Raw genomic sequence first — 25330 nt, 5'->3', positions numbered from 1 at the left:
AATCGCCGGCACAGGCAACATCACTGCCTGTCGAGGCTGCGCAGATACACAGGCCTTATGATCCGTGTTTCCTGCGTCACCACCAGGTCACGGGTGGCATGCAGATAAGCAGCAAAATCCGGGTCGGCATCCCGCGCCGCGCTGCGCTTTTCAAAGTCATCCAGGCTGTCATAACCCCACAGGTGCACCACCTGGTTCAGCGGCCCGATGCTGCTGGTGTAGAACGCCAGTGGTGCGCCGAGGTGGCGCAGCAGGATCGGCATCGCCAACTGGTCGAAGGCTTCGAGAAAGGCCGCCATGCAGCGCGGCCGGATGGTATAGATGCGGTGATCGACCACTGCCTTGTCCATCACGCCACCTCCCGCGCATTGCCCGCCGCCGCCAGCCCCTGCTCCACACCAGCCAGGTGGCGCCCGGTGATGTAGCCAAAGGTCATGATCGGCCCGAGGGTAATGCCGGCACCGGGGTAGTTGCCGCCCATGATGCTGGCACGGTCGTTACCCACCGCATACAGCCCTTCGATGGCCTGCCCGTCGGCGGCCTGCACTTCACCGACCACGCTGGTGCGCAGCCCGTCGAAGGTGCCCAGATCGCCCATGATGACCTTCACGGCAAAGTACGGCCCCTCGCCCACTGGCGCCACGCAGGGGTTGGGCTGTTGCTGTGGGTCGGCCAGGTAGCGGTTGAAGCTGGTGCTGCCGCGGCCGTACTGGCGGTCCTCACCCTGCACTGCGCCAAGGTTGTAATCGCGCACTGTCCGCTCCAGCCCTTGCGCATCGATACCGGCGTTGTCTGCCAGCTCAGCCAGGGTCTTGCCCTTGAGCAGGTAGCCGTTACGCAACAGGGGCCCAGTCGGCATCGGGGCAGGCTTAGCGAAACCCAGGCCGTACTTGGCCAGGGTGCGGCGGTCGCACACCAGCCACATGGCGGTTTCTGCCTGGCCGGCACAGGCTTCGATCAGTGCTGCACCCACGTCGTGGTAGGAGTTGGACTCGTTGGTGAAACGCTGGCCCGAACGCAACACCCCGATCACACCCGGCTTGTAGCGGTCCAGCAGATGCGGAAAGGCGATGTATAGCCCGGCACCTACCGGCACCTTCGACACGGGCATCCAGGCCGCCGGCGCTTGCAGGCGGATATCAACCTTTGCCCCCAACGCCTCGGCCATGCGAGCGCCATCGCCGGTATTACCCGCTGGCACCGGTGAAAAATGCTCACCACCACGGCGCACATGCGGGTAGGCCTGGCGCAACCGTTGCAGGTCATGGGAGAACCCGCCACAGGCCAGCACCACCCCGCGCCGTGCCTGAATGCGCAGTTCGCTGTTGCCTTGCCCGGCCAGTGCCCCCACCACCCGCCCACCGTCGCGCAGCAGCTGCCGCGCCGGGGTGCCGGTGAGGATCGGGATGCCCAGGTCCAATGCCGAGCGTACCAGCCGCGCTGCCAAGGCATTGCCGCTGGTAACCTGGGTACCGCGGCGATACAGGGCAAGCTCCTTCAGGTGGGTGAGCAGGCGCCTGGCCACATACACGAACGAAGTCAACGATCGGGTAACGTTGAAGAAGTGCTTGAGGTCGGCATTCGATGAATTGAACATCATGCCGATGAAGGTGATGGTTTTCAGCGGCGGGCGCAGGCGTGCCATGTCCGGCCCCAAGCCGCGGATGTCGTAAGGTGCGGCCAGTATCGAGCGGCCCACATCGACGCCCCCTTCGACTTGTGGGTGATAGTCGGGGTACAGCGTGGGCACGAACTTCACGGCGGTTTCCCGCTCGAAAAAGTCCACCATCTGCGGCCCGTAGCGCAAGAACGCCTCGACCCCGGCCGCGTCAAAGCAGGCACCGGTTTCGTTGCGCAGGTAAGTAATGGCCGCCTCGGGGCTGTCGTTGGCGCTGTGACTGTTGCCGGGCACCCACAACACACCGCCGGAAAACGCCGTGGTACCGCCAAAGCAGTCGTCTTTTTCGATGACGATCACGTCAAGGCCATGTTTCTTTGCAGTAATGGCGGTCGCCAGGCCACCAGCACCCGCCCCGACAACCAGCACATCGCAGTTACGTGTGGTCATGCGCGTGCCCCCTCAAAGCCTGGGCGCGGGATCAGTGCCATGGGCATGCTTTCGAGGCCGCCATCCACGGTCAGCTCTGCACCGTTGATGTAGTCGGCGCGCTGGCTGGCCAGGAACAGCACGGCTTCGGCGATATCCTGCGGTTCACCAATGCGCTGGTTGGCCGTCATGGCGCAGCGCTGGCGTTCGATCTGCGGGTCGGCATAAAACGCTGCGGACAAGGGTGTGCGGATCAACCCCGGGCAAACGGCATTGCTGCGCACACCGCGCGGCCCCCATTCCACGGCAATCTGGCGCGACAGCATGCTGACCCCGGCCTTGGCCGCACTGTAGGCACCGCTGTTGGGTTGCGGGTAATGGGCGGCGATCGAGGCCACGTGCACGATACGGCCCTGGCCGCGGGCCAGCATCGAACGGCCGAAGGCCTGGGCACACAACAGGTAGCCCGTGAGGTTGACTGCCAGCACCTGGTTCCATTGCTCCAGGCCTAGCCCATCCAGCGCACCGGGGCGCAGCACGCTGGCATTGTTGACCAGTACATCGCAGCGCCCATGCAGCGCCTGAACCTGGGCGGCGGCCTGCTCTACGCTGGCCGGGTCGGCGATGTCGCAGCCCAGGGCGCTGACCTCACCGACACTGTGTTCGCCCAAGGTGGCAGCGAGTTCACGGCATTTGTCCAGGTCACGGTCCAGCAGGACCACATGGGCGTGCTGCCCGACCAGGGCGCCGGCCAGCGCCGCGCCAATACCACCGGCGGCACCGGTGACCACGCAGACGGCCGAATCCAGGCCCAGCCATTGAGAGGGGATCTTGTTGTTGTGCATGCTGCTCTCCAGAGTGTCGCTTCATCTGGGCCACAGCCTAGGGCCGGCAGGCACACCGGCAGAATGGACAAAACCTGCAACCAGCCCCACATTCCCGACAATTTTCGCCCTGCCGCCTGAAGCCTGCAGGCAGCTGTGGCACAGTAGCCAGGTACCGAACAGAACAATTACAACAACATGAACAAGATCCCCAACTACGCCCTGTACGGTGAAACCGCACAACCGGTGTGGCACGAAGCCCTGCATGTGGAGCAGATCTCCCAGCGGTCTGGCGCACACAACTGGGAAATTGCCGCGCACCGTCATGAAGGCTTGCTGCAGCTGCTGTACCTGCAAAGCGGCGGCGGTGAAGTGCTGTTCGACAGTGACCGGCTTCAGGTGCAGGCCCCCTGCGTGGTGTATGTGCCGGCGCAAGTGGTGCATGGATTCCATTGGGCCGGCCAGGTCGAGGGCCACGTGATCACCGCCGCCCAGCACCCGCTGGAAAGTATCGCCCAGGTGCTGGCACCCAACCTGCTGGTGCAGGTGCGCAAACCACAGGTGATCGCCCTGCCGTCGTGGGCAGCCGACGAAGACCCGTTGCTGCCGCTGTGCATGGCCTTGCGCGAGGAGTACCACAACCGCGCCCGTGAGCATGTGGCCAGCAGCATGGCGCTGTTGCTGACGCTGCTGATCCAGGTGCTGCGCCATGAACCGCACCTGCCCCACGGTGGGCAGCGCCCAGTGTCAAGGCGCAGTCAGCAGCTGACCGCATTGCGTGAATTGGTGGACATGCATTACCGCGCGCACTGGCCACTGGCGGACTACGCCGCCGAGCTGGGCATGACCCTGGCTACGCTTGGGCGGTTGTGCCAGGAGCACCTGGGCATGACGCCCATGAACGTGATCAATGCCCGGCTGGTGCTGGAGGCCAAGCGCATGCTTGGGCATTCGAGCCTGAGTGTGAAAGAGATCGCCCATGAGCTGGGGTTTGCCGATGTGGGGTATTTCAGCCGGTTCTTTCGCAAGCATGCGGGGATGAGCCCTAGCGGGTTTCGCGAGGGCCAGTAACATCTGCCGGCTTTTACTGTGGCCTGCACTGGCCTCTTCGCAGCACAAGGCTGCTCCTACACGTATCGCGTGCTCATGTAGGAGCAGCCTTGTGCTGCGAAGAGGCCGGCACAGGTCAGCACTAGACCGCCAAGGCCCGCTGCACATCGTCTACCGTGGTCGCCAGGCTGCTCAGGTGCAAATTCATTACTCGCTCCACCGGTGCCTGATCCAGCGGCCAGTGCAAGGCAATGCTCCCGGCCAGGCGCCCTTCGGCATGTACCGGCAGCGCAATGGCGCGGATCAGGAACGGCAAACGCACCGGGTACTCCCAGTACCCTTCGGTCCGCTGGCCAAAGCCCTTGTGCGCGTCTTCTTCGATGTTGCGCAGCACCGTGTCATCGCGCAGCCGCTCATGGGCCGCCAGGCGCTGCACTTCATCCACCGCCAGTTCACCCAGGCACGCCCGCCCCATTGCCGAGTGAAACAGGCTGGCATGGTGCCCGACGATCTGGCAGGTATGCGGGTACCGCTTGCGCAATACCTGAGGGATGGCGCTTTCCATCACCTCCAGCCGCTCGCCGTCGAAACACGACAGGTCCACCACCAGCCCGGTGCGCTCGCTCAGGTCCAGCAGCATCGGTGCAGCACTTTCCACCAGGCGCCGCTTGAAGCGCATCTGCCGGTCACCGAACAGCCGCCGCGCGCACAGGCGATAACGCCGGTCGCTGAGGCCACGGTAGACCCAGCCCTGCTCCTGCAAGGTGGCCAGCATGCGCGAGGCCGTGGCCTTGGGCAGGCCGGTAAGGTAATGCAGTTCTTCCAGGCCCAGCGCCTGGTGCTCGCCCAGCAGGTCGACAATGGCCAGTGCGCGCTCCACCGAACGCACGCCGCCACTGTCTGCCGTAATGCCCATGGGTATGACCTCCCTGTAGCTGGATGGTCAGCATAGCCAGCAAGAACCGCGCCTGCCCAGTGCTTTCATCAGGCCTGCAGGCACGGTGGCGGGCGCCGCTCAACCCACCGGGTCAGCTGCTCATGGGCGTATGCCAGTTGCAACACCGCCTGATCGGCCTGGGCCGGGCCTATGATTTGCAGGCCCATGGGCAAACCGTCGCTGTTGAAGCCGACCGGCACGCTGATGCTCGGCAAGCCGGCCAGGGTCGGCCCGATCACCACCTCCATCCAGCGATGGTAGGTGTCCATCGCCCGGCCCCCGACGGCCGTCGGCCACGCCAGTTTTGCATCGAAAGGGAACACCTGGGCAGACGGCAACAGCAGGTAGTCGTAACGTTCGAACAGGTTGGCCAAGGCGCGGTACCAGTCGCTGCGGTCCAGCGAGGCCTGGTACAGCGAAGCCGCGCTCAGTTGCAAGGCGCCCTCTACCTCCCACTGTGCTTCGGGCTTGAGCAAGGCGCGCCTGGCTGGGTCGGCATAGGCCGCGCCAAGGTTGCCGTGCACCAGGAAGTGGCGGTGGGTGAGCCAGCATTGCCACAAACGCGCCGGGTCGAATGCCGGTTGGCAAGCCTCGACCCGGCAGCCCAGTTCGGCGAAATCGGCCAACGCTGCTTCACACAGGCCCAACACCCCGTCATCCATCGGCAGGTAGCCGTTGTAGTCACCCAGCCAGCCAACCCGCACACCCCGAAAATCGCGCTGCAGCCCTGCGGCGAAATCGCGGCGGCCCTCGCTCAGCGATAGCGGCGCCCGCGCGTCAACGCCTGCCTGGGTCGACAACAGCCGCGCCACATCCACCACGCTGCGCCCCATCGGCCCTTCGGTAGCCAGCTGCTGCACGAACAGTTCGGGCGCAGGACCATGTGGCACACGGCCCTGCGACGGGCGCAGGCCGAACACATTGTTGAACGCCGCCGGGTTGCGCAGCGAGCCCATCATGTCGCTGCCGTCGGCCACCGGCAGCAGGCGCATGGCCAGCGCCGCTGCAGCCCCGCCACTGCTGCCGCCGGCCACCCGATGCGGGTCGTAGGCATTGGTGGTGGTACCGAACAGGGTGTTGTAGGTTTGCGAACCGAGGCCGAACTCCGGCACGTTGCTTTTGCCAACGATCAACGCCCCGCTCGCCCGCACCCGCGCCACGCTGATGGCGTCATGCTCGGGTACCTGTTCGGCGAACAACGGCGAGCCCAGGGTGGTGCGCAACCCGGCAGTGGCAGCCAGGTCCTTGATCGCCTGTGGCATGCCGTGCATCCAGCCGCGGGAATGGCCCCGCTTCAGCTCACGGTCACGCTCATCGGCCTCGGCCAGCACCGCCTCGGCCGGGCGCAGCGACACCAGTGCGTTGACCTGCGGGTTGCAGCGTTCGATATGCGCCAGGTAGGCCTGCATCACTTCCCGGCACGATACCTGCCGGGCATGGATGGCCTGGGACAAAGCTTGGGCATCGAGGGCAACGATGGGGTCGATGGCTAACGGCTTCACGGTTTTACTCCAAGGTTGAAAGTGGCAGGCTTGCCCGCCAGGGGTGCTTCTTTCAGGCAATAGGTACCCAGCAGCGTCAGCAGGCAGGCGAACAGCACGTAGAACGACGGTGCCACCGGGGTAGCGAGCACCTTGGTAAGCCAGGTGACGATCAACGGGGCAAAGCCGCCAAACACCATCACCGCTACGTTATAGGCCACCGAGACACCCGTGGAGCGCACCTCGACCGGGAACTGCTCGGCCAGGGCGGTCGGGGCCGGGCCAAAGAAGCCGCCGATGGCCGTGCACAGCAGTAGTTGCATCACCAGCAGGCGCTCCAGCGAAGGCGCAGCGGCCACCCACACATACAGTGGGTACACCATCACGAAAAAGGCCAGGGTGAAAGCCATCAGCACCGGGCGCCGCCCCACCCGGTCAGACAGCGCCCCTGCCAGAGGAATGACCACGGTCATCAGCCCCACGGCCAGCATCTGCACCAGCAGCACCTGGTCCAGCGGCAGCCCGAGGCTCTTGTGGGCGAAGGTCGGCATGTTCACCAGCACCACGTAGAACGACACCGTCGCGCCACAGGCCAGCCCCATCGACACCAGCAGGCTGCGCCGATGTTCACGCAATACCTGCCACAGGGTGGGCGACTGGCCCTTGGCCTGGCGGCGCGCCTCGACGAACTCCTCGGGCTCTTCCATATGCTTGCGAATCCACAGCCCCACCGGGCCGATCAGCAGCCCCAGCACAAACGGGATGCGCCAGCCCCAGCTGTCCAGTGCCTCAGGCGAGCACAGGTGGGTAACCAGTGCCACCATCGCCGCCCCGGAAAACACCGCCAGGCACTGCCCTACCAATTGCCACGAGCCATACAGGCCCTTGCGGTGTGCAGGCGCGCTCTCCACCAGAAACGCCGTGGCGCTGGCGTACTCGCCACCGGTGGCAAACCCTTGCAGCATGCGCGCCACCACGATCAGCAGCGGCGCGGCCATGCCGATGGCCAGGTAGTCGGGGGCAAAGGCGATCATGGCGATCGACACGGTCATCAGGCGGATGATCATCTGCATCGCCGCCTTGCGGCCCTTGCGATCGGAGTACATGCCCAGCAACACGCCACCCACCGGGCGCATGAAAAAGCCGACGCCAAAGGTGGCCAGGGCCATCAGCAGCGAAGCGTACTCGTCGTCGGACGGGAAAAACTGCCGGGCGATGATGCTGGCCAGAAAGCCGTACACGATAAAGTCGTACCACTCCAGGGCGTTGCCGATAACGGCGGCGACCACCTGCCGGGTACGCGACACGCCGGTGCTCGAAGTCTGCATAGGGAACACTCCACACAAGGATTGGGTGATCGCCCAGGCGCGGTCGCGCCCGGGTTCCAGCGGCAGTCGTCAAAAAGGAAAGGTCAGGCGGGCGCGAGCCAGCGCTCTGCCAGCGCGCCCCAGTAGGCGGCACCGGTCAGCAGGATGTCGTCGTTGAAGTCATAGGCCGGGTTATGCACCATCGGCCGCGATACACCATTGCCGATGAACAGGTAGGCGCCTGGGCAGCGCTGCAGCATCCAGGCAAAGTCCTCGCTGCCCATCAGCTTGCGGGTGTTGCCATCCACCGCCTCGGCACCCAGCAACTCCACCCCCACCTGCGTGGCGAAGGCGTTTTCTGCGGCATGGTTGACCAGCACCGGGTAGGCCGGGCGGTGCTCGATGCTGGCACGGCAACCAAAGCTTTCGGCCTGGCTGACGATGATCGCGCGCACCCGCTCCAGGGTCTGCGCCCGCACCTCGGCGTTCAATGCGCGCAGGCTAAGCCGTAGCAGCGCCTGTTGCGGAATCACGTTGGCCGCTTCGCCGGCCTGCAACGCGCCGACGGTGACCACCGCAGCCTCCTGCGCATCGATGTTGCGCGCCACCACGGTTTGCAGCGCCATCACCACACTGGCCGCCGCCACCAGCGGGTCTACGGTCAGGTGCGGCATCGAGCCATGGCCGCCCACCCCGTCGAGGGTCACCGTGAGCAGGTCTTGCGAGGCCATCATCGGCCCCTCGCGAAAACCAAGATGCCCGGCCGGCAGCCCGGGCATGTTGTGCATGCCGAACAGCGCATCGCAGGGGAAACGTTCCAGCAGGCCGTCGGCCAGCATCGCCTCGGCACCGCCCTGGCCCTCCTCGGCCGGCTGGAAGATCAGCATCAGCGTGCCGTCGAACTGCCGGGTTGCCGCCAGGTAGCGCGCAGCGCCCAGCAGCATGGTGGTGTGCCCGTCATGGCCGCAGGCGTGCATGCAGCCCTGGTGCTGGCTGCTGTATACAGCGCCCGTTGCTTCGTGGATGGGCAGCGCGTCCATGTCGGCGCGCAGGCCCAGGCGGCGTGGGCTACTGCCATTGCGCAGCACACCGACCACACCGGTTTTGCCGATGCCGGTGTGCACTTCATAGCCCCACGCCTCGAGCAGCCGGGCGACAAGCGCCGAGGTGCGGCTCTCTTCAAAACCCAGTTCCGGGTGGGCGTGGATATCGTGACGGATCGCCTGCAGGTCGCTGGCCACATCGTTCAGCCAGGCCAGGATGTGCTGATGTCGGGACATGTAGAGTCTCCTCGCGCGGGTGGTTTCCCGTTCTTGTTGTTCGCCTTGAGGTCACGACGGGTAAGGCAGGTCGTGCTTGGCTGACAGATAAGCGCGAGGAGAGATGAAGCACAATCGAATCTGGTTTCACACCGTGGAACCGAAAGCATCGAGGAGAACTGGCACCGTTTGCCAGACTGTTCATCCCCTGCCGGCAGGCAGGCGAACCAATAATACTTTTTCTGGCAACGGCTCGAGGATGGCCGACTCCTGGCCGCGTATTCGGTTCCACCCCGTAGCTTCCTTGATGGACTCAATTGCCAACTTACCGAAGGGCAGTCTATTCAACCTGGCTTGAAGATAGGTCGACCTCATGTCGGTCAACAGCTGCCTGATTTTACCCACACCCGCAAAGGACGCAGCCCCTATCCCGGCCCCAGCGACCAGTTCAGCCCCTATTGACTCAAAGGACGCTGAAAGAGCGAGCGCTGCCCCGGGTGCCTTGATCACGGTACCGGCCAACCCACCAATAAATATCATCGCATTGTTGGTTCGGCTCGCGTCATCAAACTCCTTCGGTATTGGCCGCCCTTCAGCCTTGGCAATCGAACGTTTGACTATTGCTTTGGATGCCTTGTTCAGCGACGAGAGCATCCCCACCGTTCCCCTTACGAGTCCGGTGGCCTGCCCGACTGCACGTGTGGGCGAATGGCCATCGCGGTCGACATGGTTGATGGGATCACCCGTGCAATAGGCGTATGCATTGAGGCCTCCCCGACCAAACGGGCTGAATGCATCGGGGCTGAGAAAGCGCATTTGCACGGTGCGATAGCCACGTTTGCCATTACCCAGCAGATAACAGTGCGGCGCTTGCGCAACAGCCTCGCCGGCAAAGGCCAACAGAGGCCTGCCCCGAACCGCGTGGTAACCATGGGCGTGTATGCCCGCAGCAGGGCATCATTGCCTGTGTGTACTGGGGCTTGTTGGTGAGTTTGCATGGCTTCAATTTCCTGTTAGTGGTGATCGGCCATTCACACTAACCCCATCAACATGCCACAAATAACTCTCAGACATGATGGCCGGAAACATTACCCACGGACGATCGATACTTCCCTATGTATTCGGCTGTTGGATGACGATTTCCATCAAGTTCCGCGCTTTTGCACAAGCCTAATAGATCAATCCAGGCCAACGTATCGAAGGTTAGCAGGATGTAATGGCCACTCTCGGGGCAGACCAGGTACAACTGCTCGTGCGCGTATTAGATGCGACCGACAACATGCACCACAAGAAAAATATTGGCTCTACTTATGTCGCGACAGAGCAACTAGCCCATGAGCTAGTAAAGATCAAACCCTTAGCATCCTAACACCTAAACAGGAGTTTTAAATCATAAACGATACATAACCGCGCATCAAAAATCAGATCCGGACACTAAAATTCTGACACATAACCAATCCAGGCTCCTCAGGTCTACGCCGAGCTTATCATTCACCCTCATATAAACCAGCATATTTCAAGCCATTATAATTTGACTTTAAAGATTTGGAAACAACCGTACCACCATCGGAGTACCAAAAAATTGCATTAGCCTTAGAGATACCAAGCCTCAAGCACTCTGCCTTTAAATCCTCAATATAACGGGCGTCAACCGCAGACTCAATCAAGATTTCATCTAAACTCACCTCCTCCGCTTTTCTTGGTATAATTCCTATGAAGTCCTCGTCATACCATCTCACACCAATATCTCTGCAAAACCCACAAACCTTGTATGCGGGATCATCCAAATCCACAGAATAGTCCAACTCAAAATACTTTAGATAGTCATCCTCCGAAGAGAAATTTGTACCTACCCAAACATGAATTTTTTCATACCGCTCAACATCATAATAATCCATTTAGCATACTCCTGGCTTCATGTATTTGCTGCAATATGAATCGATCGCGCTAAGCGCTCTAGCTTTGCTTTGATTGCTATGCAAATCTTTAATTAAACTATAATGGAACAGCCTTCTAGCTCTACTACCATGGTACGGACCGTCCGGCACAGGATTATTCCACCACATGTACTTGGACTTGTAGGTCGCATCGATGATGGTGAGCGGCAGGCCGTCATCGCTGTTCAGGCTAGCACGGCTGCATAGCGCACATAGCCGCCGTCGCTGCCTTGGGTGCTAAACCGCTGAACATAGCCGTTAATGTGGCGGAAAGAGCCGTTGGATAACTCGATTTCTACCGTGGCCTGGCTGCCAATCAGTGACTTGAGCTTTATATCGCTCTGTTGGCTGAGCAAGGCCAGATCGCATTCATAGAGTTTGGAAAGCTCTTCAGTGCCGGAAAAGTGCTCAAGCAAAAACTCATCGTTGGCTGTTTGTGTCAGGATATTCAGCTTGAACAATCGCCTGTTTTGCGGCGCGAGCATGGAAAGAACGTCAGTTAGCATAATTTACTCCTTGTAACGGTGAACATCAGCGCGCCCGTACGGCGAAAAGCCTGCCCAACCACGAGGCAGCACGCATGCTCTGAATAGTTTCTATATCCATGAATGTGTATTGACGGTTTTCCTTCGCTTCGCGCACTTTCAGGTCTCTGAGTGCACTGATCTTGTCACGATTGTAAAATACCATGAACACGGACATTAGCGCAAAGAAGTAGATCAACCCGGTGGCCGGCACGTCATGGCTTTTCATCAGCGGATAGATCACGCTGCTCAAGCCCGCCGCCAAACCCGCCTGCCACCACTGAACTTTCTGAGGCGGCTCGATGGATTCCACGCGCTGCCCTTTAAAATGGAGAATATCACTTTTACTGCGCCAGTAATAAGCCATTGCATAGGCCAACAACACCAGCACGACGGGCGCGAGCCCTAACATCAAAGAAGTCGCCGCTCCCAACTTCATTTTTTTGTAGGTAACACCCAGTGTCAGCAGCGATGCGAACATTGGTGCAACTGACATATTGAAGAACATGCGCAAATTCGCGAAACTTACAAAGTGCTCACTGCGGTAAGCACAGTTGATGCACCACAGCGTCATAACGATAATGATCAGGATCGCCGGCACCGCCATGAATGGCGGCGCCACTCCGGTCATCATCAGGGCCAATATCACTACCAGCAGCCACACCGACCAGATTTTTTTAAAAAAACGTTCTGTGGTAAACATTTAATCCTTCCCCTTCAAGAAATTACCCAGGGTAGTGCCCATCCCCGAAAAATCGTCACTCATGACAAACTGAACTGCCAAACCCGCACCCAAAGACAAGGCAATCACGACTACAGCCGGCCCTGTCAGCCCGCCGACCAATACACCGACACCAAAGGCCAATGCATTGGTCGGCTGGGTGTAAGCTGACTTCTGGAAGAACTCCGAGATGCATTTTGCCTCCGTCGCATCTAGGTAAGCCTGGGGGCCGAACGCCAATGCGCCGCCTAATTTGGCCCCGTAAGTACTTTGCCTACGCCACGGCTGCTGTACCCGGCCGAGTCAATATGGGCACCGTTGATCTCAGCCTGCTTGGCCACCCGCCGCCCAAGGCCGTCGTACCGGTACTCGCCTCGGCTTTCCAGCTTGCCATCGACCACCGTCTCCGCCCGCACCAGCCGGTTCTCGCAGTCATAGCTAAAGCTCTGCAGCTTGCTGTGCTCCGAGCGCTTCTCGATCAGGTTGCCCCACGGATCGTAGCGGTACTCCTGATCCCTACAAGCTCTCCAAGCCTTATATAGAACGTCCAACAAGGAGTCTCTTTCGGCTGTTTCAATTGGCAGTGCCAACGCATTGATATCAAGCATACACCTCCTAAACAGCGGAAGTACCAAGGTGCACGCGAGTGCCGCCGGTGGCGCTGATGTCGGTCAGCGTGCCGTCGGGCGTGCGGGTGAAGTGCAGGAAGTGGCCGAGGGCGTTTTCGATGCGTTGTAGCGGCACTTCGGTGTTGGTGTCCGGCACTTCTCTAGATTGTCGAGGGTTTGCAGGAGGTAATGAGCCACCTTGGATACAGGCCCGCACAATCACCTATACACGTTTAACGAACGTGACTTTTAACAATGACAAAAATAATTATATTAACTAAGGCAGCTTCATTCCAGTCGCTCGACAGTATCGGCTAACGGAAAAATAGTTGAAGCTGGCACCCCAACTATTTTCAATAGCTTTTTAATATTTACTCTTCAACAATGTCACATAAAAACAAAAACCGAAGCCAGACTAAAAATGCCTCAAAAAATCAACCGTAAATACCATCTTGCTGAGATTTTTCGATAAATATATCCTGCAAGTCACCCTGAATATCTGCACCATCTAATTGTACAACAAAATCGCCCTCAAGATCATCCGGAAAATGGACACCATCCAACGTCCCAAGCACTACAGAAGCGCTGTCTGCGATAACAATTTTAAAAAAGTTAATGATATCATGTTTTTGAGTATCATCTAGCGATGCTAGAGCATTACGCGCACGAGCATATGAGTCCTTATCTCCGTTGACGGGTTTAGTAAGAGAATTTTTATATTGAGGGAAGTTTTTCTCAAACAATTCGGAATAAATAGCATCAACAAATTTATTATCACCCATAAATCTCTCCCTTTACTTCCGCATTTCTGGATACATAGATTTATTCAGAGCGATTAGCTCCTGTAGCTTTTCATTCGGCACTTCGGGGTAAACACGCCTAAGTTCTCTAATGTCGCGCGCAACCACATCACGAGCGCTAGTAAAAGGGAGTCCTGTCCTGGGATTTATACTACTTCTAGACACAATTCCTACACCTTCTTTAGAAACTGTATGTCCTACTCGGGGTACCAGCATAGCAGGCCCTGTAGCATGATCGTAGCCCTCAACAAGTCTTTCATCAAATTTTTCTGCCCAACATTATGTGAGTCTAGGCCTAGATTCTTCCCTTTAACTGCATTTTTGTTTGCCTGATGGGTACTAACATCCCACTTATCACACGCTAGCCCTAATGAGTCTATCCAGGACTGAGTGTTTTTCGCATACTGATAAAGATTATCACCACCAAACAAACCAACAGGATCTTGTGTTACAAATCTCCCCAATTCCGGATCATAATAACGAAAAGTGTTGTAATGCAGCGCAGTCTCGCGGTCGAAGTACTGCCCCTGGAATCTTAGATTTTGCTCTATTCCATTGACCGTTAGCTGCTCTATCTCCCCCCAAGAACGATACGTCGCCTGCCAAACGATCTGCCCGTCACTGTCCGTCAGCTCCAACGGCGTCCCAATCTGATCCGTATGGAAGTAGTAAACCTTCTGCTCCTCCCCTTCCACCTGATCGACCCGCGCTAACGGCGCATAGCTACCCGGCTCGTACAGGTACAAGATGCTCTGCCCAGGCGTCTCCTCACGCAGCATCCTCAGCCCCTGCCAGAGGAAGCGCTTCTGTTCGACCTCACCGTTGATCTCAGCCCGCTTGGCCACCCGCCGCCCAAGGCTGTCGTACCGGTACTCGCCTCGGCTTTCCAGCTTGCCATTGACCAACGTCTCCGCCCGCACCAGCCGGTTCTCGCAGTCATAGCTAAAGCTCTGCAGCTTGCTGTGCCCCGAGCGCTTCTCGATCAGGTTGCCCCACGGGTCGTAGCGGTACTCCTGGTCCCGCCACTGTTTGATCCGGTTGTCCTTGACCTTGTCGAATTGCCGCGCATTGAAGTCCAGACGGTTCGCCGCCGCGTCGTAGCGGAACTCCTCGCTGCCGATCAGCGAGCCGGTATCGCGACTGCGCAACTGGCCGTTGGCTTCATATTCGTACTTGATCTCGCCACGCAGCTTGTCGAGGGTGCGCACCAGTTCACCGGCTGGGTCGTACTGGTAACGCCGGTGGATCGGGTTGTAGGCGTGCTCCACCAGCAGCGACGTATTCACGCCAGTGTTGTGCACCTGCGAAAGCTTGTCGGCCGACAAGGTTGACGCAAACTGCCAGGCCTTGCGCCCCATGGCGTCATAACCGAAGCAACTGGTGAGCTTGCCTTGGGTGCGGTACACCTCGCGGTGCAGGTCATCGCGCTCCATGTCACTGATCACCAGCCCGTCCAGGTTCAACTGGTGCAGGTGGCCGCTGCCGTAATACAGGTGATTGACCTTGCGCCCATCCGGCAGGGTCAGCGTGGTCAGGTTGCTGAGTGGGTCGTACTCGTAGCCGAGCGTGCCGTCAGGGCTGATTTCTTTGGTCAGCCGACCGAGCAGATCGTAGGCGTACTCAAGCTTTTCTTCCGTGATCCCAAGCTGCTTGCCGATCCCGGTCGGTTGCCGCTCGATGCTCAGCAACCGGTCACCGTCGTCATAGGTGAATCGCTGTTGTGCGTCGCTATTCAGTTTGGCGATCAGGCGACCAATGGCATCACGCTCGAACAGCGTATGACGCTCTGGCCGCTCGGCATTCTCGCCATAGCCAATCTCCTCCAGTCGCGTGAGATGGCCACCGACGTTGTAGCTGAAACGCCGGGTCAGGTTATCCACCCGTACTTCTTCGCTAAGCCGGTCCGACACGTCGTAGGCAAAGCTGTACGTGGCGTTGTTTTCGTTGACCAGTGCGGTCAGGCGAATGGCCTTGTCGTACTCGTAGCGAACCCGCTGGCCCTTGGCATCGTGGCGGCTGCTCGGCAGGCCGCGGGCCGTGCGCATCAGGCGGGTGGTCTGGCCCTTGCCGTCGGTGTGGCTGAGTACCTGGCCGTAGACGTTGTGGAAACACTAGCGGCTGTTGATTTCACCCGAGATGCGAAGCATCCCTTTAAAAAGCGAATGAAACAATGTCGGCACCCGCTTCTGCTTCAATGATGTTAAAGATCGTTCGCTCGAAACCAAAGCCCCCTGCCAATAAATCACTATTCCCGCAGCTAAAAATAGGGGCCAGATGCATCAACACAACAGAAACTATAACTTAAAATTCATGCGCCCTATACTCACCCGAATATGCCAAGCAAGCAAAAAACACTAAAACCACTACGCACGCTTCAAAACCCCTTTTCAAATATCAATCGTCTTCAAAGAGATCCTTGACGTCTTCATCTCCCATCTGCTCGTATGGAGGCAACCCTATAGAATCGTTTTCCGATATTTTTTGCTCATTCTCATGAACATTTATGCTTTTCAAGTCGTATGGAGCAGTGCCGAAAACAAATATCAGCCCGTCCACCTTCTCATCATTTTCCCCTTTCGCATTACCAACCACACACCACTCCCCTTCCCCCATTTCCAATAACGAAAAAGTATCTAATATAACCGGGAATTTTTTTATTTTATTTATGACAGATAGACCCTCACTGGGCGAAGCAGCAGTTTCAGAATAAATTTCAGACACATAACCTAATTCAACCTTCTTTATCAGTCTCGCAAATCCATATAATTTCTCATCAATCTTGAAAGCAACAACATCACCTGCAGAGTACTTAGTAGTTTTATTTTTGCGCACTAGAACATCCTCATGATTAGCTGAACGGGTTTGCAGCTCATGAAACAAGCCGGGACCATTAACTTTGAGAGATAACTCAATCATATACCGCACCTCATCAATCGTCGGCCGCCGCCCCAAAGATTCGAGATATATTTCCTGCAGCTCCTCCAACATATTCCCAATCCAATCCAAGGGCATATCGCCAATAATCAATTCGGTTTGGTTCGGTGCATTCCACCACCCCATCGTTAAAACTCCTCAGCAGGCTATGGAGCTCGACATTGATTTTTTTCCGCCGAGATTTGATGTTTTTTCATTGAAGCTATTTTCAAAATACTGCTGGCGAGCTGCGGATCTCGTTCTACTCTCATGGTCGTACGAATTAATCTTATTACCTCTATTGGTGTCAGAGATAGCCTCACCTACAACACCAGTTTTGGTGCCATGATGCTCGATGTAGGCTTGTTCGTAACCTCGCGCCTGCCCGTAGGTGACATTACGATCAAGGACCTTCATTTTTCCACCGTTCAGTCTGCCACTAGCAACATGCTCACCACGGCGCCTGGTTACGTTATCGGTGATTCCAATGTAGTAAGGATCTTTAGCCCCTTTATCATACAGTGCGTAAACAAAATAGCCAGGTGCAGTTTCTGCCACCCATCCTAAAGGGTCGACCCAAGCAAAAGGATTGGGAGCATAGAAGTAGAGATTGAATCCTCCGTCGATTCCAATTGGATCCTGAGAAATATACCTACCACCTGTAGAATCATAATAACGGAACGTATTGTAGTGCAAAGTCGATTCTTCATCCAAATACTGGCCCTGGAACCGAAGGTTCTGCTCGACCTCATCGATAACCAGTTGCTCTAACGCTCCCCAGGAACGATATGTCGCCTGCCAGACGATCTTGCCATCGCTATCGGTCAACTCCAACGGCGTCCCAATCTGATCCGTATGGAAGTAGTAAACCTTCTGCCCTTCTCCTTCAACCTGATCAACCCGCGCCAATGGCGCATAGCTACCCGGCTCATACAGGTACAAGATGTTCTGCCCGGGCGTCTCCTCACGCAGCATCCTCAGCCCCTGCCAGAGGAAGCGCTTCTGTTCGACCTCACCGTTGATCTCAGCCCGCTTGGCCACCCGCCGCCCAAGGCTGTCGTACCGGTACTCGCCTCGGCTTTCCAGCTTGCCATTGACCAACGTCTCCGCCCGCACCAGCCGGTTCTCGCAGTCATACCTAAAGCTCTGCAGCTTGCTGTGCCCCGAGCGCTTCTCGATCAGGTTGCCCCACGGGTCGTAGCGGTACTCCTGGTCCCGCCACTGTTTGATCCGGTTGTCCTTGACCTTGTCGAATTGCCGCGCATTGAAGTCCAGGCGGTTCGCCGCCGCGTCGTAGCGGAACTCCTCGCTGCCGATCAGCGAGCCGGTATCGCGACTGCGCAACTGGCCGTTGGCTTCATATTCGTACTTGATCTCGCCACGCAGCTTGTCGAGGGTGCGCACCAGTTCACCGGCCGGGTCGTACTGGTAACGCCGATGAATCGGGTTGTAGGCGTGCTCGACCAGCAGCGACGTATTCACACCGGCGTTGTGCACTTGCGAGAGCTTGTCGGCCGGCAAGGTCGACGCAAACTGCCATGCCTTGCGCCCCATGGCGTCATAACCGAAGCAGCTGGTGAGCTTGCCCTGCGTGCGGTACACCTCGCGGTGCAGGTTCAGCTGGTGCAGGTGGCCGCTGCCGTAGTACAGGTGATTGACCTTGCGCCCGTCCGGGAGGGTCAGCGTGGTCAGGTTGCTGAGTGGGTCGTACTCATAGCCAAGCGTTCCGGCGGGGGTGATTTCCTTCGTCAGCCGGCCGAGCAGATCGTAGGTGTATTCAAGCTTTTCTTCCGTGATCCCAAGCTGCTTGCCGATCCCGGTCGGTTGCCGCGCGATGCTCAGCAGCCGGTCGCCGTCGTCGTAGGCGAATGTCTGGCTCGCATCACGGTTGATCTTGGCAACCAAACGGCCAATGGCATCACGCTCGAACAGCGTATGGCGCTCTGGCCGCTCGGCATTTTCGCCATAGCCAATCTCATCCAGTCGCGTGAGATGGCCACCGACGTTGTAGCTGAAACGCCGGGTCAGGTTATCCACCCGCACTTCTTCACTCAGCCGGTCCGACACGTCGTAGGCAAAGCTGTACGTGGCATTGTTTTCGTTGACCAGTGCGGTCAGGTGAATGGCCTTGTCGTACTCGTAGCGAACCCGCTGGCCCTTGGCATCCTGGCGGCTGCTCGGCAGGCCGCGGGCCGTGCGCATCAGGCGAGTGGTCTGGCCCTTGCCGTCGGTGTGGCTGAGTACCTGGCCGTAGACGTTGTAGGTGAAGGTTTCGGTGGTGCCGTCCGGGTGGCTGATGCGCTGCACTTCGCCATCGGGCTTGCGTTCCAGCGTGGTGGTCTGGTTCAGCGCGTCCGTTACCGCGACCAGGTGCTGGCGTTCGTCATAGCGGTAGTACGTGCTCTTGCCCGAGCAGTCCTGATAACGCTCGACCTGGGCCAGGGTGTTCCACCACAGGTACTTGGACTTGTAGGTCGCATCGAGGAAAGAGTAGGGCAGGTTGTGTTTCCTGTAACAGCAATCGGGGCATGTCGAGTGAATACAGATCTGGCAGGTGGAGAATTGTGAAGATAACTCGCAAAAATTTGCCCCTCTCGCATCGACTGAAACATACGCTTCAGCCGTGAATAGCCAGTTTTTAAAGAACAACTATCAAGTGCATTAGCGGCTGAATACGTAACCAGCACACTTCAAAACATCCGCTACAAAAGCATTACAGGAGTCCGTCGAGCAGCGGAATATCGTAGGCCTTGTCCTTTACAATTTTCTTTGAGGTCATCGCTTCTTTTATTTTAACATCATTCCCAGCCACGCCCCCCAACTTAGCAGCACAATGTATCAATACAGCAGGATAAGAATATTCATCTGGAGACATAACAACATCACTTATAGTCCTATCAGTTGGCACGATAGCAGCTAGCATTTTGGGAACATAAAACTCCTCCAGAACAATCCGAATATGACTACAAACCTCATCCGCCAGAGCAGGAGGGGGTGTTTTTATAGCCCCATCCCCCCCGCCACTAAACCGCTTACTGTGCTCACCTGACGAAATGAAAGAAAAACAGCCATCATTAAATAAATTACTTTTGTAAGGAGGGCTGAATTTTGACGCACACTCAAAAAGCTCCCCCCCAGAAACTATCCCGGCAAGCACATAAGAATCTACGCGCGCGAGGTGGTCCAAGAAAAGTTCAGCCACATTTCTTTTATTATACTTAAATTTTAATTTATTCTTTACGGCCATCACGCCATCAAACCTTGAGGCAACGACCTTTAGCTCTTTAAGCAAAGCAGCTTCAAAATACAACCGATTCTCTGAACCCATAATTCACCCATATTTAAGGACGTTAAATATCGCATCATGCACGGCTCCTTTACCACCAAGCAATTTGCCGCGCGCACTTTTAGTATCAACTTTCAGCTTAGCCGCAGTACCGTTGGATGGCTTAATAGTCCCACCCCCAAGGTGTTGCGTAGTATTTGCAGGATTGTTCATGTCAAATACACCTGCGGCTTTTTGGTTTTTAGTAAGCGAACCTGCGCCATGCTTTACTTCGAACACATGCAAATTCCCCTGAGCATCTCTAGCAACGAAATCCGCTCTAACCCTACTTCCATTAACCTTCATGGTAACTTCTTCGGCAACGATCTTAAAGCCGTTACGCTCTAAGTCGTGCATCGCCTTTGATCGTCCCTTCTCACCACTTGCGGCGCTTTTGCACAAGCCTAATGGATCAATCCAGGTCAACGCATTTGGTGCATACTCATAAAGATTATACCCGCCTTGAAGGCTTATCGGATCCTGCGTAATAAATCGCCCTGTCTCAGGATCATAATATCTGAATAGACTATAATGCAGCCCTGTTTCGCGATCAAAGTATTGCCCTTGGAAGCGTAGATTCTGCTCAACCTTACTAACAAGCAGTTGCTCTACCGCCCCCCACGAGCGATACGTCGCCTGCCAAACAATCTTGCCCTCGCTGTCCGTCAGCTCCAACGGCGTCCCAATCTGATCCGTATGGAAGTAGTAAACCTTCTGCTCCTCCCCTTCCACCTGATCGACCCGCGCTAACGGCGCATAGCTACCCGGCTCGTACAGGTACAAGATGCTCTGCCCAGGCGTCTCCTCACGCAGCATCCTCAGCCCCTGCCAGAGGAAGCGCTTCTGTTCGACCTCACCGTTGATCTCAGCCCGCTTGGCCACCCGCCGCCCAAGGCTGTCGTACCGGTACTCGCCTCGGCTTTCCAGCTTGCCATTGACCAACGTCTCCGCCCGCACCAGCCGGTTCTCGCAGTCATAGCTAAAGCTCTGCAGCTTGCTGTGCCCCGAGCGCTTCTCGATCAGGTTGCCCCACGGGTCGTAGCGGTACTCCTGGTCCCGCCACTGTTTGATCCGGTTGTCCTTGACCTTGTCGAATTGCCGCGCATTGAAGTCCAGACGGTTCGCCGCCGCGTCGTAGCGGAACTCCTCGCTGCCGATCAGCGAGCCGGTATCGCGACTGCGCAACTGGCCGTTGGCTTCATATTCGTACTTGATCTCGCCACGCAGCTTGTCGAGGGTGCGCACCAGTTCACCGGCTGGGTCGTACTGGTAACGCCGGTGGATCGGGTTGTAGGCGTGCTCCACCAGCAGCGACGTATTCACGCCAGTGTTGTGCACCTGCGAAAGCTTGTCGGCCGACAAGGTTGACGCAAACTGCCAGGCCTTGCGCCCCATGGCGTCATAACCGAAGCAACTGGTGAGCTTGCCTTGGGTGCGGTACACCTCGCGGTGCAGGTCATCGCGCTCCATGTCACTGATCACCAGCCCGTCCAGGTTCAACTGGTGCAGGTGGCCGCTGCCGTAATACAGGTGATTGACCTTGCGCCCATCCGGCAGGGTCAGCGTGGTCAGGTTGCTGAGTGGGTCGTACTCGTAGCCGAGCGTGCCGTCAGGGCTGATTTCTTTGGTCAGCCGACCGAGCAGATCGTAGGCGTACTCAAGCTTTTCTTCCGTGATCCCAAGCTGCTTGCCGATCCCGGTCGGTTGCCGCTCGATGCTCAGCAACCGGTCACCGTCGTCATAGGTGAATCGCTGTTGTGCGTCGCTATTCAGTTTGGCGATCAGGCGACCAATGGCATCACGCTCGAACAGCGTATGACGCTCTGGCCGCTCGGCATTCTCGCCATAGCCAATCTCCTCCAGTCGCGTGAGATGGCCACCGACGTTGTAGCTGAAACGCCGGGTCAGGTTATCCACCCGTACTTCTTCGCTAAGCCGGTCCGACACGTCGTAGGCAAAGCTGTACGTGGCGTTGTTTTCGTTGACCAGTGCGGTCAGGCGAATGGCCTTGTCGTACTCGTAGCGAACCCGCTGGCCCTTGGCATCGTGGCGGCTGCTCGGCAGGCCGCGGGCCGTGCGCATCAGGCGGGTGGTCTGGCCCTTGCCGTCGGTGTGGCTGAGTACCTGGCCGTAGACGTTGTGGAAACACTAGCGGCTGTTGATTTCACCCGAGATGCGAAGCATCCCTTTAAAAAGCGAATGAAACAATGTCGGCACCCGCTTCTGCTTCAATGATGTTAAAGATCGTTCGCTCGAAACCAAAGCCCCCTGCCAATAAATCACTATTCCCGCAGCTAAAAATAGGGGCCAGATGCATCAACACAACAGAAACTATAACTTAAAATTCATGCGCCCTATACTCACCCGAATATGCCAAGCAAGCAAAAAACACTAAAACCACTACGCACGCTTCAAAACCCCTTTTCAAATATCAATCGTCTTCAAAGAGATCCTTGACGTCTTCATCTCCCATCTGCTCGTATGGAGGCAACCCTATAGAATCGTTTTCCGATATTTTTTGCTCATTCTCATGAACATTTATGCTTTTCAAGTCGTATGGAGCAGTGCCGAAAACAAATATCAGCCCGTCCACCTTCTCATCATTTTCCCCTTTCGCATTACCAACCACACACCACTCCCCTTCCCCCATTTCCAATAACGAAAAAGTATCTAATATAACCGGGAATTTTTTTATTTTATTTATGACAGATAGACCCTCACTGGGCGAAGCAGCAGTTTCAGAATAAATTTCAGACACATAACCTAATTCAACCTTCTTTATCAGTCTCGCAAATCCATATAATTTCTCATCAATCTTGAAAGCAACAACATCACCTGCAGAGTACTTAGTAGTTTTATTTTTGCGCACTAGAACATCCTCATGATTAGCTGAACGGGTTTGCAGCTCATGAAACAAGCCGGGACCATTAACTTTGAGAGATAACTCAATCATATACCGCACCTCATCAATCGTCGGCCGCCGCCCCAAAGATTCGAGATATATTTCCTGCAGCTCCTCCAACATATTCCCAATCCAATCCAAGGGCATATCGCCAATAATCAATTCGGTTTGGTTCGGTGCATTCCACCACCCCATCGTTAAAACTCCTCAGCAGGCTATGGAGCTCGACATTGATTTTTTTCCGCCGAGATTTGATGTTTTTTCATTGAAGCTATTTTCAAAATACTGCTGGCGAGCTGCGGATCTCGTTCTACTCTCATGGTCGTACGAATTAATCTTATTACCTCTATTGGTGTCAGAGATAGCCTCACCTACAACACCAGTTTTGGTGCCATGATGCTCGATGTAGGCTTGTTCGTAACCTCGCGCCTGCCCGTAGGTGACATTACGATCAAGGACCTTCATTTTTCCACCGTTCAGTCTGCCACTAGCAACATGCTCACCACGGCGCCTGGTTACGTTATCGGTGATTCCAATGTAGTAAGGATCTTTAGCCCCTTTATCATACAGTGCGTAAACAAAATAGCCAGGTGCAGTTTCTGCCACCCATCCTAAAGGGTCGACCCAAGCAAAAGGATTGGGAGCATAGAAGTAGAGATTGAATCCTCCGTCGATTCCAATTGGATCCTGAGAAATATACCTACCACCTGTAGAATCATAATAACGGAACGTATTGTAGTGCAAAGTCGATTCTTCATCCAAATACTGGCCCTGGAACCGAAGGTTCTGCTCGACCTCATCGATAACCAGTTGCTCTAACGCTCCCCAGGAACGATATGTCGCCTGCCAGACGATCTTGCCATCGCTATCGGTCAACTCCAACGGCGTCCCAATCTGATCCGTATGGAAGTAGTAAACCTTCTGCCCTTCTCCTTCAACCTGATCAACCCGCGCCAATGGCGCATAGCTACCCGGCTCATACAGGTACAAGATGTTCTGCCCGGGCGTCTCCTCACGCAGCATCCTCAGCCCCTGCCAGAGGAAGCGCTTCTGTTCGACCTCACCGTTGATCTCAGCCCGCTTGGCCACCCGCCGCCCAAGGCTGTCGTACCGGTACTCGCCTCGGCTTTCCAGCTTGCCATTGACCAACGTCTCCGCCCGCACCAGCCGGTTCTCGCAGTCATACCTAAAGCTCTGCAGCTTGCTGTGCCCCGAGCGCTTCTCGATCAGGTTGCCCCACGGGTCGTAGCGGTACTCCTGGTCCCGCCACTGTTTGATCCGGTTGTCCTTGACCTTGTCGAATTGCCGCGCATTGAAGTCCAGGCGGTTCGCCGCCGCGTCGTAGCGGAACTCCTCGCTGCCGATCAGCGAGCCGGTATCGCGACTGCGCAACTGGCCGTTGGCTTCATATTCGTACTTGATCTCGCCACGCAGCTTGTCGAGGGTGCGCACCAGTTCACCGGCCGGGTCGTACTGGTAACGCCGATGAATCGGGTTGTAGGCGTGCTCGACCAGCAGCGACGTATTCACACCGGCGTTGTGCACTTGCGAGAGCTTGTCGGCCGGCAAGGTCGACGCAAACTGCCATGCCTTGCGCCCCATGGCGTCATAACCGAAGCAGCTGGTGAGCTTGCCCTGCGTGCGGTACACCTCGCGGTGCAGGTTCAGCTGGTGCAGGTGGCCGCTGCCGTAGTACAGGTGATTGACCTTGCGCCCGTCCGGGAGGGTCAGCGTGGTCAGGTTGCTGAGTGGGTCGTACTCATAGCCAAGCGTTCCGGCGGGGGTGATTTCCTTCGTCAGCCGGCCGAGCAGATCGTAGGTGTATTCAAGCTTTTCTTCCGTGATCCCAAGCTGCTTGCCGATCCCGGTCGGTTGCCGCGCGATGCTCAGCAGCCGGTCGCCGTCGTCGTAGGCGAATGTCTGGCTCGCATCACGGTTGATCTTGGCAACCAAACGGCCAATGGCATCACGCTCGAACAGCGTATGGCGCTCTGGCCGCTCGGCATTTTCGCCATAGCCAATCTCATCCAGTCGCGTGAGATGGCCACCGACGTTGTAGCTGAAACGCCGGGTCAGGTTATCCACCCGCACTTCTTCACTCAGCCGGTCCGACACGTCGTAGGCAAAGCTGTACGTGGCATTGTTTTCGTTGACCAGTGCGGTCAGGTGAATGGCCTTGTCGTACTCGTAGCGAACCCGCTGGCCCTTGGCATCCTGGCGGCTGCTCGGCAGGCCGCGGGCCGTGCGCATCAGGCGAGTGGTCTGGCCCTTGCCGTCGGTGTGGCTGAGTACCTGGCCGTAGACGTTGTAGGTGAAGGTTTCGGTGGTGCCGTCCGGGTGGCTGATGCGCTGCACTTCGCCATCGGGCTTGCGTTCCAGCGTGGTGGTCTGGTTCAGCGCGTCCGTTACCGCGACCAGGTGCTGGCGTTCGTCATAGCGGTAGTACGTGCTCTTGCCCGAGCAGTCCTGATAACGCTCGACCTGGGCCAGGGTGTTCCACCACAGGTACTTGGACTTGTAGGTCGCATCGAGGAAAGAGTAGGGCAGGTTGTGTTTCCTGTAACAGCAATCGGGGCATGTCGAGTGAATACAGATCTGGCAGGTGGAGAATTGTGAAGATAACTCGCAAAAATTTGCCCCTCTCGCATCGACTGAAACATACGCTTCAGCCGTGAATAGCCAGTTTTTAAAGAAC

General features: G+C 57.1%; 18 protein-coding genes and 5 pseudogenes. 1 reads left to right on the top strand and 22 read right to left on the bottom strand.

Annotation, left to right across the window (positions count from 1 at the left end):
* Positions 1-20: 20 nt before the first annotated feature.
* From MRBLPB4O_RS13370 to MRBLPB4O_RS13360, 3 genes are read right to left on the bottom strand one after another with little or no spacing between them, the layout of a single operon-like run.
* Positions 21-350, bottom strand: a complete 330-nt coding sequence (locus MRBLPB4O_RS13370; RefSeq protein ID WP_016499557.1) for an NIPSNAP family protein — start codon at positions 348-350, stop codon at positions 21-23.
* Complete coding sequence (locus MRBLPB4O_RS13365; RefSeq protein WP_341798806.1) at positions 350-2068, bottom strand: FAD-dependent oxidoreductase; 1719 nt, start codon at positions 2066-2068, stop codon at positions 350-352. The genes MRBLPB4O_RS13370 and MRBLPB4O_RS13365 overlap by 1 nt, the downstream gene beginning before the upstream one ends.
* Positions 2065-2892 (bottom strand): SDR family oxidoreductase, encoded by an 828-nt coding sequence (locus tag MRBLPB4O_RS13360; RefSeq protein WP_197862847.1) that lies wholly within the window; start codon positions 2890-2892, stop codon positions 2065-2067. Before MRBLPB4O_RS13360 ends, MRBLPB4O_RS13365 begins: the two co-directional genes overlap by 4 nt.
* A gap of 177 nt (positions 2893-3069) precedes the next feature.
* Between MRBLPB4O_RS13360 and MRBLPB4O_RS13355 the strand changes: the two genes are divergently transcribed.
* Positions 3070-3942: a helix-turn-helix domain-containing protein gene (locus tag MRBLPB4O_RS13355; protein ID WP_341798805.1), complete on the top strand. Its 873-nt coding sequence runs from the start codon at positions 3070-3072 to the stop codon at positions 3940-3942.
* A 121-nt stretch (positions 3943-4063) separates the two neighbouring features.
* On the opposite strand, the gene MRBLPB4O_RS13350 is transcribed toward MRBLPB4O_RS13355, so the two are convergent.
* The 19 genes and pseudogenes from MRBLPB4O_RS13350 to MRBLPB4O_RS13260 form a co-directional block, all read right to left on the bottom strand.
* Entirely contained in the window at positions 4064-4837 is a 774-nt protein-coding gene (locus MRBLPB4O_RS13350) for an IclR family transcriptional regulator (protein ID WP_341798804.1), read from the bottom strand.
* A 68-nt stretch (positions 4838-4905) separates the two neighbouring features.
* Entirely contained in the window at positions 4906-6360 is a 1455-nt protein-coding gene (locus MRBLPB4O_RS13345) for an amidase (protein ID WP_341798803.1), read from the bottom strand.
* Positions 6357-7667 (bottom strand): citrate-proton symporter, encoded by a 1311-nt coding sequence (locus tag MRBLPB4O_RS13340; RefSeq protein ID WP_341798802.1) that lies wholly within the window; start codon positions 7665-7667, stop codon positions 6357-6359. Before MRBLPB4O_RS13340 ends, MRBLPB4O_RS13345 begins: the two co-directional genes overlap by 4 nt.
* Positions 7668-7750: 83 nt before the next feature.
* Complete coding sequence (locus MRBLPB4O_RS13335; RefSeq protein ID WP_341798801.1) at positions 7751-8926, bottom strand: M20 aminoacylase family protein; 1176 nt, start codon at positions 8924-8926, stop codon at positions 7751-7753.
* A gap of 180 nt (positions 8927-9106) precedes the next feature.
* A complete protein-coding gene (locus MRBLPB4O_RS13330; RefSeq protein WP_341798800.1) occupies positions 9107-9805 on the bottom strand; it encodes an RHS repeat-associated core domain-containing protein in 699 nt (232 codons plus the stop codon).
* Positions 9806-10392: 587 nt separating this feature from the next.
* Entirely contained in the window at positions 10393-10803 is a 411-nt protein-coding gene (locus tag MRBLPB4O_RS13325; protein WP_341798799.1) for an immunity 22 family protein, read from the bottom strand.
* Positions 10804-11027: 224 nt separating this feature from the next.
* Entirely contained in the window at positions 11028-11348 is a 321-nt protein-coding gene (locus MRBLPB4O_RS13320; protein ID WP_341798798.1) for a contractile injection system protein, VgrG/Pvc8 family, read from the bottom strand.
* A 25-nt stretch (positions 11349-11373) separates the two neighbouring features.
* Positions 11374-12069: a hypothetical protein gene (locus MRBLPB4O_RS13315; protein WP_341798797.1), complete on the bottom strand. Its 696-nt coding sequence runs from the start codon at positions 12067-12069 to the stop codon at positions 11374-11376.
* The gene (locus MRBLPB4O_RS13310) at positions 12070-12327 is read right to left on the bottom strand and encodes a hypothetical protein (protein WP_341798796.1); all 258 of its coding nucleotides are present in this window, start codon (positions 12325-12327) and stop codon (positions 12070-12072) included.
* 35 nt (positions 12328-12362) lie between these two features.
* Positions 12363-12605 (bottom strand): annotated as a pseudogene (locus tag MRBLPB4O_RS13305) (hypothetical protein); the annotation flags it as partial.
* Between the two features lie 97 nt (positions 12606-12702).
* A complete protein-coding gene (locus MRBLPB4O_RS13300) occupies positions 12703-12852 on the bottom strand; it encodes a hypothetical protein (RefSeq protein WP_341798795.1) in 150 nt (49 codons plus the stop codon).
* 277 nt (positions 12853-13129) lie between these two features.
* Positions 13130-13477 carry a hypothetical protein gene (locus MRBLPB4O_RS13295; RefSeq protein ID WP_341798794.1) on the bottom strand — a complete coding sequence of 116 codons (348 nt, stop codon included), beginning with the start codon at positions 13475-13477 and terminating at the stop codon, positions 13130-13132.
* Between the two features lie 12 nt (positions 13478-13489).
* A pseudogene (locus MRBLPB4O_RS13290) lies at positions 13490-15543 on the bottom strand (RHS repeat-associated core domain-containing protein).
* Positions 15544-15889: 346 nt separating this feature from the next.
* Positions 15890-16555 carry a cytoplasmic protein gene (locus MRBLPB4O_RS13285; protein WP_341798793.1) on the bottom strand — a complete coding sequence of 222 codons (666 nt, stop codon included), beginning with the start codon at positions 16553-16555 and terminating at the stop codon, positions 15890-15892.
* Positions 16556-16969: 414 nt separating this feature from the next.
* A pseudogene (locus MRBLPB4O_RS13280) lies at positions 16970-18907 on the bottom strand (RHS repeat-associated core domain-containing protein); the annotation flags it as partial.
* A gap of 214 nt (positions 18908-19121) precedes the next feature.
* The gene (locus tag MRBLPB4O_RS13275) at positions 19122-19736 is read right to left on the bottom strand and encodes a hypothetical protein (RefSeq protein ID WP_341798792.1); all 615 of its coding nucleotides are present in this window, start codon (positions 19734-19736) and stop codon (positions 19122-19124) included.
* A gap of 3 nt (positions 19737-19739) precedes the next feature.
* Positions 19740-21875 (bottom strand): annotated as a pseudogene (locus MRBLPB4O_RS13270) (RHS repeat-associated core domain-containing protein); the annotation flags it as partial.
* Positions 21876-22164: 289 nt separating this feature from the next.
* Positions 22165-22830, bottom strand: coding sequence for a cytoplasmic protein (locus tag MRBLPB4O_RS13265; RefSeq protein ID WP_341798793.1), 666 nt, complete (start codon positions 22828-22830; stop codon positions 22165-22167).
* 414 nt (positions 22831-23244) lie between these two features.
* Positions 23245-25182: pseudogene (locus MRBLPB4O_RS13260) on the bottom strand (RHS repeat-associated core domain-containing protein); the annotation flags it as partial.
* Positions 25183-25330 lie beyond the last annotated feature (148 nt).

Origin of the sequence: Pseudomonas sp. LPB4.O (assembly GCF_038383825.1) — a bacterium.
GTDB lineage: Bacteria > Pseudomonadota > Gammaproteobacteria > Pseudomonadales > Pseudomonadaceae > Aquipseudomonas > Aquipseudomonas putida.
This window is presented reverse-complemented; position numbering and strand designations above follow the sequence as displayed.